Consider the following 13,958-nt stretch of genomic DNA (forward strand, 5'->3'; position numbering starts at 1 on the left):
TAAGGCTGGATAAAATGAGGAGCCGCTAATACGGAAAGCGCAGAGACCAGCGGCTGCCATTGCTGGTCATGCAAACGATGGCGAGCGGCTCGATATCGCTCCGCCAGAAGGAGGAGTGCGGCGCCTGAAGCACATGGGCGACCGCCGCCCGGATCACGGCCGCGTGGCTGATGGCAATCACATGGCCGCCGAGGGCGGATTCACCGTCCATCCAGCCGGCGACGCGTGTTCTGAGATCAAGAAGGCTTTCGCCACCATGCGGGGCCGCTTCCGGATCGCTCATCCAGGCCACGAGGTTCTCCGGCTCTTCGGCCTCGATCGTTGTGATCGACCTGCCGGCCCAGCGGCCATGGTCGCAGTCACGCAGCGCCTGATCTATCCGGGCTTCGAGGCGGAGCGCGTCAGCGGTCTGGCGGGCGCGCAAAGCGGGGCTGGTGGCGATACGGTCGGCGCGGGGTGGGGCAGCCATCCGGCCGGCGTCTTCCGCCGCCTTGCCTTCCAGCGGTTCGTCAAGTGGGAACAGCGTCTTGCGGCTCGCCGTCGTCGCGCCGTGGCAGATCCAGGTGAGGCGCGTATTCACAGTCTTCCGATCTCCCGGGGTGCAGTGGGACGGCCCTTTGCCGGCTCGTGAAGTTTCGTTGACAGTCTCTTCGGCGAGCAGATATAACCGTGTTGTTGCGGGTTTGGAAGCCGGTGGAAATCCGGCGCGGTCGCGCCACTGTGACCAGCGTGTTGAAGCTTTTTCACGCTGGAAGTCAGACCTTACCGCACAAACACTCTTTCGACTGAACGCGTCATTCCGGAGGAATACATGTCTGACACCACTTTCGCGCCCGCCGCGGCGCCGGCCCCGATCCCCGTCGGCGAAATCCTGCCCTGGGCGATCTTCGGCGGCCTGCTGATGCTTATCGCCATCTATTTCGTTGGCACCGAGGAAGGCGCGATGGCGCTGTTCAACGGCATGTATGTGCACGAATTCGTGCATGACGCCCGCCATCTCCTTGGCTTTCCCTGCCACTAGGGAGATATTGACATGGTTGGAAACCTTCTCCTTCGCGGCATGCTCGCGGGGCTGCTCGGTGGCATCCTCGTTTTCGCTTTCGCCCATGTCTTCGGCGAGCCGCTGGTCGATGCGGCGATCGCTTTCGAGGAGGCGAGCGCCCAGGCGGCCGGCGAAGCTGCCGAACCTGAAATCGTCAGCCGGGCCACCCAGGCCGGTCTCGGCCTTTTCACCGGCGTCATGGCTTACAGCATCGCCGTCGGCGGGCTTTTCGCGCTCGCTTTTGCTTTCGTGCACGGCCGCGTCAGCAATCTTTCGGCGCGCGGCACCTCGGCGGTCATCGCCATTTTCGCCTACGTGGCGATCGTGCTCGTTCCCGCTATCAAATATCCGGCCAACCCGCCGGCGGTCGGCAATGCCGATACGATCGGCGTCAGGACCGAGCTGTTCTTCCTGATGATTGTCGTCTCGCTCGCCGCGCTGATTGCCGCGGTGGCGCTGTCGCGCCGTCTTTCCGAGCGTTTCGGCCTCTGGAACGGCGCGATCATTGCCGGCATCGCCTATCTCGTCTTCATCGTGCTCGTGCTCTATCTGCTGCCGCCGATCAACGAGGTGCCGGAGAACTTCTCGGCCATGGTGCTCTGGCGTTTCCGGACGACAACGCTCGCCATGCATGCGATCCTCTGGGCAACACTTGGCCTTGGCTTCGGGGCGCTGGCGGAAAAGCGGCTTGCTGCGAAGGGCGGCCAGCGGAGCCGGCCGGCAACGGCACTCCGCTGAACGCAATGAAGGGCGCCGTTTTGCCGGCGCCCTTGGGTTTTCAAGCGACCATGAAAAGCAGCAGAGCCATATCAATCCTGTCGGCGGCCTTTGCCGCCGCCTTCTTTTGCATGCCTGCTGAAAACGCCCTTGCTCATAGTCGCAGCGCCGGCGGCAGCCAAGCGGGTCTCGATATCCCAGAAATTTCGCATGGCGAGATGGCGGTGATTTCGCACTATCGCGGCCGAATTATCGGCCTGTGTCCCGCGCAGTCGATACAAACGAGCCCTTCCGCCGCGTTCTGAACTATGCCGAAATCCAATATTCCTATTGTCTTTGGGGGCGGATGCCGGGCAGCGTGGCCGACGAGGAAAGTCCCTTCAACGAATGCGCCCACGCCTACCTCGCGGCGACGAAAGCTGTGTTGATGGCGATGCGCGAGATGCCAGGGGAGCGGGCTGTGGCGAGTGAAATCATTTCCGCGGTCGACGCCGACATGGTGCGGCGCGGGCTTGCGCTCATCACCTGCCGGTTCAGCGGCGAGGCCTTCAACACCGCCGGTCTCGTCAATCCACGCTGGAGCAAGGTGCCGCTTCATCCCGCCAGCATGGCGTCGCTGACGGCGCTCGCCTTGATGCTCGGGCTTGGTGTCCTTGCGCTGGGCCGCTTTCTGCGGCCGAAGACTCGATCGTCGGAATAGCGCTGCTCGCGCCACGGATCGCCATACATATGATAGCCGTTCTTTTCCCAGAAGCCGGCTTCGTCCTCCGGCATCAGTTCGATGCGGCGCAGCCATTTGGCGCTTTTCCAGAAGTAAAGATGCGGCACGACGAGGCGCATCGGGCCGCCGTGGTCCGGCGTCAGCGGCAGGCCTTCCCAGGATGTCACTAGGATCGCGTCCTCGGCGGCGAAGTCGGCAAGCGGCAGGTTGGTGGTATAGCCATCATAACTCGTCAGCATGACGTAAGCGGCTTCCGGCTTCGGCATGGCGAGATCGAGCAGATCGCGCGTGGAAACACCCTTCCATTTGTTGTCGTAGCGCGACCAGGTGGTGACGCAGTGGATATCGCTGACCTTGGTGCTCTGCTCAATCGCGTGGAAGTTGGCCCAGGTGAGGGTGAGCGGGGTTTCGACAAGGCCGCGCACTTCGAGACGCCAGGTTTCGGTGGATATGACGGGCTGCTGGCCGAGATCGAGCACCGGCCAGTTCTTGACGAGGTGCTGGCCGGGCGGCAGGCGCTCGGTTTCAGGGCGGGCTATGCGACCAGTCAGGAACTTGCCCTCAGCCGCCCAGCGCCGCTTGGAGCTGGTGAGCTTGCTATCGGCGGGCGTGTTGTCGTCACTCATGATAGGGTTCCCTTGCGATGCAGCAATAGGATATCGGCCTTTGCCGGGTGTCAAGTTCGACGGCCCTTGGAAATCGCTGCCGGTATTATTAGACTTGGGTATGCCTCACTGGGGAGTGGAGGCGGAAAGGGGAGGAGCCGGATCTGTCTTCGAGATATCGTGCGATAGCGGCGTTGCTGGTGGTGCCGGTGATCATCTTCGCCTTCTTCACCTATGGAAGCGCGATCGCGACGCGCGCCTATATGGGGGAAGCCTCGGCGCAGGCGGGAACGGCGTTGCGCCTTGCCGTCTCGGCCCTCAGCGGTCACCTCAACCGCTACGAGGCGCTGCCGGCACTGATCGCCGATCACGACGACATCAAGGAACTGGTGAGTGCACCCGAGGATGCGGTCTTGCGCGATGCGGCCAATCTCTATCTCAAGGAGATCAACGGCCTGCTGAAATCCTCCGACATTTATGTGGTCAAACCTGATGGAGAGACCATCGCGGCCAGCAATTACGATGGACCGGGAAGCTTCGTCGGGCAGAATTTCAGCTACCGGCCTTATTTCCAGGACGCGATCGAAGGCCGGCAGGCGCGGTTCTATGCACTCGGCACTACCTCGCTAAAGCGCGGCTATTATTTCTCGGCGCCTATCAGGGTGGAGGCGGATATTCGTGGCGTCATCGTCTTCAAGGTCGATATCGACATGATCGAAGCCTCCTGGGGCGGCGGCGAATACAAGATCTTCGTTTCCGATCCGGAGGGTATCATCTTCATGTCGGGCAGCCCGGAATGGCTGTACGGGGCGATCCTGCCGCTGACGGCTGACCGTATCGCACGGACGGAAGCGTCGCGGCGTTATGCCAATGCCAGGCTGACAGAGTTGCCGGTGTCGCGCCAGCGCTTTGAGCCGCATGAGCTGATGACGCTTAACGGCGAGCGCGGGTCTAGCGAATATCTGGTGCTCTCGCACTACATGCCGACCGAAGATTGGACGGTGAACGTGCTGATGGAAACGAGTTCCATTCGCGCCCAGGCGCGCACGGCGCTTGCGGCCGTCTTTCTCATCCTCTGCATCGCCGGGCTTGCGGTCGCAGTTCTGCGCCAACGGCGGGCGCGGCTTGCCGAGCGCATGCAGTTGCAGGCCGAGGCCCGCAACGAGCTGGAACGGCGCGTCGAGGAACGCACGGCCGACCTTGCTCGCGTCAACAGCCGCATCGAAGAGGAAATAGCCGAGCGGCGGTTGACCGAGCAGCAGCTGCGCCAGACCCAGGCCGACCTCATCCAGGCCGGAAAACTTGCCGGTCTCGGACAGATGTCGGCTGCCCTTTCCCACGAGTTCAACCAGCCGCTCGCCGCCGCCAAGACCTATACGGACAGCGCCTCGGTGCTCATTGATCGCGGTCGGACGGAGGAGGCGCGGGACAATATCCGGCGCATCGGCGGGCTGATCGACCGGATGGCATCGATCAGCCGTCACCTGCGCAACTTCGCCCGTAAGCCGAACGAGAAGCTCGGTCCTGTTTCGCTCGACGAGGCTATGCGCGATACGCTCGAGATCATCGCCTGGCGGCTGAAGGCGGCGGAAGCAGAGCTGTTGCTCGATCTCGGGCCGCGTCCGCCGGTGGTGCGTGCCGGCTCGGTGCGTTTGCAGCAGGTGCTGGTGAATGTGATTTCCAATGCGGCCGATGCCGTGGAAGGCCTGGACGACAGGCGCATCGAGATTTCGGCCTTCGAGGAAGCCGGCAAGGTGGTGTTGACGGTACGCGACCATGGGCCGGGCGTGCCACCGGCAATCGGCGAGCGCATCTTTGACCCGTTCTTCACGACCAAAGGCGTTGGCAAGGGTCTCGGCCTCGGGCTTTCGATCTCCTACAATATCGTCAAGGACTTCGGCGGCAGCCTTGCCGCCGTCAATCATCCTGACGGCGGTGCGGTGTTCCGCATCGAGCTGCAATCGGCGGCGGGGCTGATGCCGGAGGCGGCGGAATGAACGATGCGAAGATCCTTCTGGTCGATGACGAGGAGGAGTTGCGCCGTTCGACGGCGCAGGCGCTGGAACTATCAGGCTTCAGCGTCGAGACCTTTTCCAACGGCGACCATGTGCTGGAACTGATCGGCTACAGCTTTCCCGGCGTCGTCGTCAGCGATATCCGCATGCCCGGCATTGATGGCATGACGCTGATGCAGAAGATCCGCGAGATCGATCCGGAGGTGCCGGTCATTCTCGTCACCGGCCACGGCGACGTGCAGCTTGCGGTGAAGGCGATGCGCGAAGGCGCCTATGATTTCATCGAGAAGCCGTTCACGCCCGAAATGCTCGCCGGCGTCATCCGCCGGGCGATGGAGCGGCGCGGCCTCGTGCTTGAAAACCGGCTGCTGAAGGCGGTCGCCGGCAAACGCGACGATATCGAGGCGCGGCTGCCGGGGCGCACGCAGGTGATGGTGGACCTGCGCTATCGCATCCGTGCGATCGGGGCGAGCGATGCCGATACGCTCATTGTCGGCGAGACGGGAGCCGGCAAGGAGGTGGTGGCGCGGGCGCTCCACGATATCAGCGGCCGGGCAAGCCGGCCGTTCATCGCAATCAATTGCGCCGCCCTGCCGGCGAACCTGATCGAGAGCGAGCTTTTCGGCCATGAGGTCGGCGCCTTTCCGGGCGCGGTAAGGCCGCGTTACGGAAAATTCGAACACGGGCGCGGCGGCACCATTCTGCTTGATGAAATCGGCTCCATGCCCTTCGACCTGCAGGCAAAGTTCCTACGGGTGCTGCAGGAGCGGATGATTTCCCGGTTGGGATCGAATGAGACGGTGGCACTTGACGTGCGCTTTATCGCGACTAGCAAGGTGGATCTCGAGGCGGAGGTGGCGGCGGGGCGTTTCCGCGCCGACCTGTTCTACCGGCTGAACGTTGCGACGCTGCATGTGCCGTCGCTGTCGCAGCGGCGGGCGGACGTTCCACTGCTCTTTCTGCAGTTGGTGCGGGAAGCCGCCGCCCGCTACGGCCGCGACGAGGTGGCCGTGCCGCCCGAGGTGATCTCCGACATCGCCCAGCGCGACTGGCCGGGCAATGTGCGTGAACTGAGGAATGCGGCCGACCGTTTGGTTCTCGGTCTCGACGATGGCGGCCCACAGACCGGCGAGGCGACCGGGCTTGCGGAGCGCGTCGCCGAATTCGAGCGGGGTGTCATTGCCAGCGCGCTGGTGGCGCATGGCGGCAGCCTCAAGCCGGTCTATGAGACACTCGGCATTTCCCGGAAGACCCTCTACGAAAAGATGCAGAAATATGGCCTCGACAAGCGGATGCTGACCACCGAGGACTAATCTCGGCGGTTGCCTGTGTTCGTTATGGGTGGAAATCCACCCATCGCACAAGCCGTTTGTTTCCAAATCGACCCATGCTGCATCGCACTGACGCAAAATCGTCTGTCAAAAGTGGCCGCACTGATTGCGGGTCGGTTTTTCCCGGCGGCAAATAGGTCATGCCCGGCGCGGAGGATGTGTCGGCGGGCTTGCTTGTTTCATCAGGGAGGAAACGATGAAAATTCTGAAGGCCATGCTTGGCCTGACCGCGGCTGCCGCAGTCTCTCTTCTCGCCGGCGCCGCTTCGGCGCAGACCTATCCCGAACGCACCATCACCATGGTCGTGCCCTTTGCGGCCGGCGGCCCGACCGACACCGTCGCGCGCCTCGTCGCCGAATCCATGTCGAAGGATCTCGGTCAGCAGATCGTCGTCGAAAATGTCGGCGGCGCCGGCGGGACGCTCGGCGCCGGCCGCGTGGCGAGCGCCGATCCCGACGGCTACACGATCCTGCTTCACCATATCGGCATGGCGACCAGCGCCACGCTCTACCGCAAGCTCGCCTATGACACGCTCGGTGCCTTCGACTATGTCGGCCTCGTCACCGAGGTGCCGATGACGATCGTCGCGCGCAAGGATTTCGAGCCGACCGACCTCAAGGCCCTGATCGAATACGTCAAGGCCAACAAGGACAAGGTGACGGTCGCGAATGCCGGTATCGGTGCGGCCTCGCATCTGTGCGGCATGATGTTCATGAGCGCCATCCAGACACAGCTCACGACCGTTCCCTACAAGGGCACCGGCCCTGCCATGACCGACCTTCTCGGCGGCCAGGTCGACGTCATGTGCGACCAGACGACCAACACGACCAAGCAGATCCAGGGCGGCACGATCAAGGCCTATGCCGTGACCTCGCCGAAGCGCCTCGACGTGATGAAGGACATTCCGACCGCAGTTGAAGCCGGCCTGCCAGGCTTCGAAGTCGGCATCTGGCACGGCATCTACACGCCGAAGGGCACGCCGGCCGCCATCAACGAACGCCTGTCGAAGTCGCTGCAGGTTGCTCTGAAGGACCCGAATGTCGGTGCCCGTTTCGCCGAGCTCGGCACGACGCCATCCTCCGACGCCGATGCGACGCCGGCTGCGCTGAAGGCCAAGCTTGAAAGCGAGATAGCCCGCTGGAAGCCCGTGATCGAGGCTGCGGGGGAATATGCGGACTAGTGAGGGATGTGCCAGGAATAGCCCCTCACCCTAACCCGACCGGGGTCGAGCCACTGGTCTCGACCCGTCCTTTCGACCCTGAACGGGGAGAGGACCTGCCCGAAGAATAGTGGCAGAGGCCGGCGGCGGATCCTCTTCTCCCCGCTTGCGGGGCGAAGGTGCCGGCAGGCGGATGAGGGGAAATCGCTGCAGCAACGACGCTCCATCTCCAACTCCAGGAGACACCATGAAATCCATCAGTTTCGATACGACCAATGCGATCTGCGGCGGGCTTTTCGTCGCGACCGGCGCTTTCTTCGCCATCCAGTCGCTGGGGCTCGACCTCGGCACGGCGGTGCGCATGGGACCCGGTTATTTTCCGCTGGTGCTGGCCTGCGTGCTCGTGCTTCTCGGCGCGATCATCTTCATTCAGGCGTTGCGCGTCGAGGGAGAGCCGATCGGTCTCTTCGCCTGGCGCGGCATGTTCTTCATCCTGCCAGCGCCCGTCTTTTTCGGGCTGACGGTGCGCGGGCTCGGATTTGCGCCGGCGCTGTTTTTTACCGCGTTCATCGCCTGCTTCGCATCGCAAAAGATGAACGTGTTCTTCGCGATCATCCTTTCGCTGCTGCTGACGGTCTTTTCGGTTGCGGTTTTCAGCTATGGCCTCGGCCTGCCGTTCGAGCGTTTCGGCCCCTGGGTCCGGTTCTAGGAGGCGATGATGGACCTTTTCAGCAATCTCGCGCTCGGTTTTGCGACAGCCGGCACTCTTGACAATCTGCTTTTCTGCCTGATCGGCGTGCTGCTCGGCACGCTGATCGGGGTGCTGCCCGGTATCGGCGCCACGGCGACGATCGCCATGCTTTTGCCGATCACCTTCCAGCTCGAACCGGTCTCCTCGCTGATCATGCTGGCCGGTATCTATTACGGCGCCCAGTACGGCGGTTCGACGACGGCGATCCTCATCAACATGCCGGGCGAATCCTCCTCCGCCGTCACCGCGATCGACGGTTACCAGATGGCGCGCAAGGGCAGGGCGGGGGCAGCGCTTGCGATCGCAGCACTCGGTTCGTTCTTTGCCGGCACGGTCTCGACCTTCCTCGTTGCGATCTTCGCGCCGCCGCTCACCGCGATTGCGCTGCAATTCGGCTCGGCGGAATATTTCTCGCTGATGATCGTCGGCCTCGTTTCGTCGATCGCGCTTGCGCACGGCTCCGTCGTCAAGGCCTTAGCGATGGTGGCGCTCGGGTTGCTGCTCGGTCTGGTCGGCACCGACATCTATACCGGCACGCCGCGCTTCACGCTCGGCATCCGCGAATATGCCGACGGGCTGAATTTTGTGGCGCTCGCCGTCGGTGTCTTCGGCGTGGCGGAAATCCTCCGCAACCTCGAAGGCGAGTCGACACGTACCGTACTAATGGCCAAGGTGTCCGGCCTTTTACCGTCTCGTCAGGAATTCAAGGAAATGATTGCGCCGATCATTCGCGGCACGGCGATCGGTTCGGCGCTCGGCATTCTACCGGGTGGCGGCGCGATCCTTGCCTCCTTTGCCTCCTATACGGTGGAGAAACGCCTGTCGAAGACGCCGGAGGAATTCGGCAAGGGCGCCGTTGCCGGCGTGGCGGGGCCGGAATCGGCCAACAATGCAGGGGCGCAGACCTCGTTCATTCCGCTTTTGACGCTCGGCATTCCGGCCAATCCCGTCATGGCGCTGATGGTCGGCGCGATGATCATTCAGGGGATCGTCCCGGGACCGAATGTCGCCACCGAGCAGCCGGCGCTGTTCTGGGGCATCATCGCCTCGATGTGGATCGGCAACCTGATGCTGGTTATCCTCAACCTGCCGCTGATCGGGCTCTGGGTGAAACTCTTAACCGTGCCCTATTACGTGCTTTTCCCCGTCATCATGGCCTTCTGCTCGATCGGGGTCTACAGCGTCAACGCCAATGTCTACGACCTCTATGCCGTCGCCTTCTTCGGGTTGATCGGCTACGTGCTGGCAAAGCTTCGCTGCGAGCCGGCGCCGCTCCTGCTCGGCTTTGTGCTCGGGCCACTGCTTGAGGAGAACCTGCGGCGGGCGATGATCCTGTCGCGCGGCGATCCGATGACCTTCGTCACACGGCCGATCAGCGCCACGCTGCTGGCGATCGCGGTCGCCGTGCTGATCGTGGTCTTCCTGCCGAGCGTCAAGAAGAAGCGCGAAGAGGTGTTCGTCGAAGAGACTTGATGGTTGAACTTGCGGCCTGTTTGATGAACAAAGGATGATCTGACGCGGGCGCCGATGGGCGCCCGTTACGCTTGACAGGACATTCAGGCTCATGAGCATCCCCGCCCGGATCAAGGACGATCTGCCGTTCCTGATCTCTTTGCGCCGCGATCTGCATGCCTATCCCGAACTCGGCTTCGAGGAGGAGCGCACTGCCGGCATCGTCGCGAGGCTTCTCGAGGAGGCTAATATCACGGTGCATCGCGGGCTGGCCGGCACCGGCGTGGTCGGCACGCTCACAGTCGGCAACGGCACGCGCAGGATCGGGCTCAGGGCCGATATGGATGCGCTCGCCATGCCTGAAACGGCGGAGCGGGCTTATAAATCGACCGTACCCGGAAAGATGCATGCCTGCGGCCATGATGGCCACACCACGATGCTGCTGGGTGCCGCGCGTCATCTGGCGGCGACGCGGGGTTTTTCGGGCACGGTGCATTTCATCTTCCAGCCGGCCGAAGAGGGCCGTGGCGGCGCGAAGCGCATGGTGGAGGAGGGGCTGTTCAAGCTTTTCCCTGCGACGCTGTCTACGGGCTGCACAATATGCCGGGACTGTCGGTCGACGAGATTGCCGTGGTCGAGGGGCCGCAGCTCGCCTCCTCCGACAGCTGGCGCATCACCTTTCGCGGCATCGGCACGCACGGCGCCAAGCCGCATCTCGGCCGCGATCCGATCACGGCCGCCGCCACCTTCCTGTCATCGCTGCAGACGATCGTCGGGCGGGTGGTCGATCCGCTGCAGCCGGCGGTTGTCAGCGCCTGTTTCCTGCAGGCGGGCGACCCGAAGGCTTTGAATGTCATTCCCGATATCGTAGAGATCGGCGGGACGGCGCGAGCTTATTCGCCCGATGTGCGCGATCAGTTGGAGAGCGAGATTGGTCGGCTGGCCAGCGGAACGGCCGCCATGTACGGCATATCGGCCGATTATCGTTTCGAGCGGCGCATTCCGCCCGTCGTCAATGATGGGGATGCGACCTCCCGAGCGCTTGCCGCCGCCGGCGCGGTGTTCGGCGGGAAGGTGCGGACAAGCTTTCCGCCGTCGACAGCAGGCGACGACTTTGCCTTCTTCGCGCAGAATTCGCCAGGCTGCTACGTCTGGCTCGGCAACGGCCCGGCAGTGGACGGGGCGCTGCATCACAACACCGCTTACGATTTCAATGATGAGGCGCTTGGGTATGGGGCGGCTTATTGGGTGGCGTTGGTGGAGCGGGAGTTGAAAAGGGAAACTTAAGCGTTTGCCGCACCCTCTCATCCGACCCTTCGGGCCACCTTCTCCCCGCTGGGGAGAAGAGGGTTGCTGCGACGTCTCGACTCCTCTTCTCCTCTCGGGGAGAAGGTGGCCCGTAGGGCGGATGAGGGACTGCACCGCAATCCCTTGGTTGCGGTCTGTGCGCCCCGACCCTACAAAACCTCCAGCACCGGGCTTTCCAGCACCTTGCCCGTCACCACATCGGCAATCCCCCGGTCCGTCTGGTGCGGGCCGGCATTGCAGGCAAGCGTGGCGCCGAAGCAGGCCTTGAAGACCCGGTAGGGCGGTTTCCAGTCGACGATTTTTTCCATGGCCTTGCGGATGCCGGCGAAGGCCGAAGCTGTGTCCTTCAGCGATGCGTCGGTCACCAGGCCGGAGAGCGGCAGCGGCAAGATTGCCTCGATCGCGCCGTCTTTGGCGACCGCCATGCCGCCGCCGGCTGATATGACGGCGTTGGCGGCGAGCGCCATGTCGCGCGCATTGCCGCCGAAGACGGTGAGGTTGTGGCTGTCATGCGAAACGGTGGTGCAGAAGGCGCCGCGCCAGTCGCCCCAGCCGGTGAGGAAGCCGAGGCGCGGGATGCGGTCGGCCTTGCCGTGGCGATGGGCGACGGCGATCATGGCGCTGCCGGCCGGCGGTACCACGAAGCCATTCGTGACCTCCGTCTCCGCCTCACCCCATTGCGTGAAACGCGGGCGGTCGATGGTGGCGACCCGGACGCGTTCGCCTCTCGACGGGATGCGGAAATCATCCTCGGTGAATTGCGGCAGCTTCACCGAATTTTCAAGCGGCGCCGTGTCGAGCTGCTGGATGTCGACCTGCATGCTGCCGTTGCGGGCGACGATGCGGCCGCTTGAGATGACCAGCCGCGCCCGGAATTCCTCAAGATCTTCGAAGAGCACGATGTCGGCGCGGCGGCCAGCGGCGACAAGGCCGAGATCGGAGCGCTTCAGGCGCTGAGCGGCGTTGAAGGTCGCAGCGCAGAGCGCCCATTCCGGCTTCATGCCGTAGCGCACGAGGCGGCGGATGACGTCGTCGAGGCCGCCGCTTTGATCGAGTTCATCGGGAAAGACGTCGTCGGTGCAGAGCGTCACGGTCGCGGGCAGGTGGCCGAGACCGTTCAGCACCTCGACGAATTCCTGCAGCAGATGGTCGTGGGAGCCGCGCAGCTCGATCGTCAGGCCGGCTGAAAGCTTGGCGGCGAGGTCGGCGCCGGAAGTAAGTTCGTGGTCGGAGGTGACGCCCGCTGCCATGAAGGCGTTGAGGTCGGCACCCCCAAGGCCGCGGGCATGGCCACAAACGAGCTTGCCAGTGGCAAGACCGGCATTGACGATGGCGTTCATGCGCGGATCGCCGTCGATGACGCCGCGCATGTTCATGACCTCGGCAACGCCGCCTACGGCCGGCGAGCGCAGCATCTCGGCGATGACGGCGGCATCGAAATCGGCGCCGGCCAATTCCAGGCCCGGTGCCGACGGCACGCAGGAGGGGGCGAGCAGGATCATGCGCAGCGGCAGTGAGCGTGCCGCCTCGATCGCCCAGCGCACCCCATCAAGGCCATGGACATTGCCGAATTCGTGCGGATCCCAGACGATGGTGGTGACGCCGCGCGGCAGCACGGCGCGCGCATATTCGGCCGGCGTCACCATCGAACTTTCGATATGCATATGGGTGTCGATCAGGCCGGGTGTTGCGATGCTGCCCGCCGCATCGATGATCTCGGCCGCATCCGTGCGGCTTGCCGGGGCATGGACGCTTGCGATCAGCGCGCCGACGAGTCCGATATCGGCCTCCCGGATCAGGCCTGTCACCGCGTCTAGCAGCCGGCCGCCGGTAATCAGCACATCGAAGGGGGCGTCGCCGCGTGCAGCCGCGACGGCGCGGGCGCGCAAGGCGGGATCGTTAAGATCGGCGGGTTCTTGGCGAGGGGTGGCGTTCATTTGCGGGCCTCGTTGACCAAGGCGGCGAGAATGATCCCGCGCGCCCTATCGGCATCGATTTCGGCGGCGAATTGCGCATTGAAAGCCGCGTGCGTGGCGCGGGTCTCGACGACGGTGCGGCCACGGGTCAAGCTGCCCTGAAGCTCGACGTCGATGCGCGCGGGGCGGAAGCCGACGATATCGGGAGCCACGAAGGCGACCGCGGCAGAAGGATCGTAGATCGCCATACCGGGACGGCCGCGGCTGGTGCCGATGCGAATGTAACCTGCAAATAGATCGGCGATCAGCTCGGCATTGGTGCCGCCGGCATTGCGCACCGGCTCGGTATCCTCCGGCTTTGCCAGCACCTTGCGGCAGAGGTCGAGGTCGACCATGCGCAGCGGCAGGCCATGGGCGATGACGATCGACAGAGCTTCGGGATCGGCGAGTGCGTTGAACTCAGCGGACGCCGTGTGGTTGCCCAATGTGACGCCGCCGCCCATCCAGACGAGGTCGTCGATGCGGGCGGCGAGGTCGGGGCGGGCGAGCGCCACGGCGGCGATATTGGTGAGCGGTCCGAGCGCCAGGATGCGGTGCTGGCCGTCACGTTCCAGCCAGCGGCAAAGCGCTGAGAAGGCATCGCTTTCGGCAAGGGCTGATGCCTCCGGCAGGCTCCTGCCGCTCGTCGGGATGCCGGTTGCGCCGAGGATCGCCTGGGCGGTTTCGAGCTTGCCGAGAACCGGCATGGCGCGGCCGGTGTGGATGGGGAACTTCCAGCCGAATGCAGTGGCTGCGCCGGCGGCGTTCCTTCTCACCTGGGGCAGCGGCGCATTGCCGAAGACCAGCGATATGCCGTCGATTTCGAATTCCGACTGTGCCACCACCAGAATGGCGGCGATGTCGTCGAAGCCCATGTCTGTATCGATCCAGACGCCCATGAC

The 13,958-nt window shown here is 63.9% G+C and carries 10 protein-coding genes, 3 pseudogenes and 1 riboswitch; of the genes and pseudogenes, 9 read left to right on the top strand and 4 right to left on the bottom strand.

All coding sequences use genetic code 11. The annotated features are described in order from the left end of the window. Positions 1 to 25: 25 nt before the first annotated feature. Positions 26 to 580: a histidine phosphatase family protein gene (locus MF410_RS23205; protein ID WP_097629270.1), complete on the bottom strand. Its 555-nt coding sequence runs from the start codon at positions 578 to 580 to the stop codon at positions 26 to 28. A gap of 76 nt (positions 581 to 656) precedes the next feature. Next, positions 657 to 799, top strand: a riboswitch (adenosylcobalamin (AdoCbl) riboswitch). A gap of 12 nt (positions 800 to 811) precedes the next feature. On the opposite strand from MF410_RS23205, the gene MF410_RS23210 reads away from it, so the two are divergent. The 3 genes and pseudogenes from MF410_RS23210 to MF410_RS23220 all read left to right on the top strand — a co-directional run bounded on the left by MF410_RS23210 (position 812) and on the right by MF410_RS23220 (position 2,459). Next, a complete protein-coding gene (locus tag MF410_RS23210) occupies positions 812 to 1,021 on the top strand; it encodes a CbtB domain-containing protein (RefSeq protein WP_097629271.1) in 210 nt (69 codons plus the stop codon). 12 nt (positions 1,022 to 1,033) lie between these two features. Next, positions 1,034 to 1,780 (top strand): CbtA family protein, encoded by a 747-nt coding sequence (locus MF410_RS23215; RefSeq protein WP_097629272.1) that lies wholly within the window; start codon positions 1,034 to 1,036, stop codon positions 1,778 to 1,780. 50 nt (positions 1,781 to 1,830) lie between these two features. Next, a pseudogene (locus MF410_RS23220) lies at positions 1,831 to 2,459 on the top strand (hypothetical protein). Here the strand turns inward: MF410_RS23220 and MF410_RS23225 are convergent. Further along, a pseudogene (locus MF410_RS23225) lies at positions 2,447 to 3,106 on the bottom strand (sulfite oxidase-like oxidoreductase); the annotation flags it as partial. The pseudogenes MF410_RS23220 and MF410_RS23225 overlap by 13 nt on opposite strands. A gap of 179 nt (positions 3,107 to 3,285) precedes the next feature. Here MF410_RS23225 and MF410_RS23230 point away from each other — a divergent pair. From MF410_RS23230 to MF410_RS23255, 6 genes and pseudogenes are all read left to right on the top strand, one after another. Then, entirely contained in the window at positions 3,286 to 5,082 is a 1,797-nt protein-coding gene (locus MF410_RS23230) for a sensor histidine kinase (protein WP_275593019.1), read from the top strand. After that, positions 5,079 to 6,413 carry a sigma-54 dependent transcriptional regulator gene (locus MF410_RS23235; RefSeq protein WP_097629275.1) on the top strand — a complete coding sequence of 445 codons (1,335 nt, stop codon included), beginning with the start codon at positions 5,079 to 5,081 and terminating at the stop codon, positions 6,411 to 6,413. The genes MF410_RS23230 and MF410_RS23235 overlap by 4 nt, the downstream gene beginning before the upstream one ends. 214 nt (positions 6,414 to 6,627) lie before the next feature. Beyond that, complete coding sequence (locus MF410_RS23240) at positions 6,628 to 7,611, top strand: tripartite tricarboxylate transporter substrate-binding protein (RefSeq protein ID WP_097629276.1); 984 nt, start codon at positions 6,628 to 6,630, stop codon at positions 7,609 to 7,611. A 226-nt stretch (positions 7,612 to 7,837) separates the two neighbouring features. Then, complete coding sequence (locus MF410_RS23245; protein ID WP_088937727.1) at positions 7,838 to 8,299, top strand: tripartite tricarboxylate transporter TctB family protein; 462 nt, start codon at positions 7,838 to 7,840, stop codon at positions 8,297 to 8,299. Positions 8,300 to 8,308: 9 nt separating this feature from the next. Continuing rightward, complete coding sequence (locus MF410_RS23250; RefSeq protein ID WP_097629277.1) at positions 8,309 to 9,814, top strand: tripartite tricarboxylate transporter permease; 1,506 nt, start codon at positions 8,309 to 8,311, stop codon at positions 9,812 to 9,814. A 91-nt stretch (positions 9,815 to 9,905) separates the two neighbouring features. Further along, positions 9,906 to 11,080: pseudogene (locus MF410_RS23255) on the top strand (M20 aminoacylase family protein). A gap of 170 nt (positions 11,081 to 11,250) precedes the next feature. On the opposite strand, the gene MF410_RS23260 reads toward MF410_RS23255, so the two are convergent. Beyond that, the gene (locus MF410_RS23260) at positions 11,251 to 13,038 is read right to left on the bottom strand and encodes an adenine deaminase (RefSeq protein ID WP_097629279.1); all 1,788 of its coding nucleotides are present in this window, start codon (positions 13,036 to 13,038) and stop codon (positions 11,251 to 11,253) included. Further along, positions 13,035 to 13,955, bottom strand: a complete 921-nt coding sequence (locus tag MF410_RS23265) for a nucleoside hydrolase (protein WP_097629280.1) — start codon at positions 13,953 to 13,955, stop codon at positions 13,035 to 13,037. Before MF410_RS23265 ends, MF410_RS23260 begins: the two co-directional genes overlap by 4 nt. Positions 13,956 to 13,958 lie beyond the last annotated feature (3 nt).

It is taken from the genome of Rhizobium sp. C104, assembly GCF_022354505.1.
Taxonomy (GTDB): Bacteria; Pseudomonadota; Alphaproteobacteria; order Rhizobiales; family Rhizobiaceae; genus Rhizobium; species Rhizobium redzepovicii.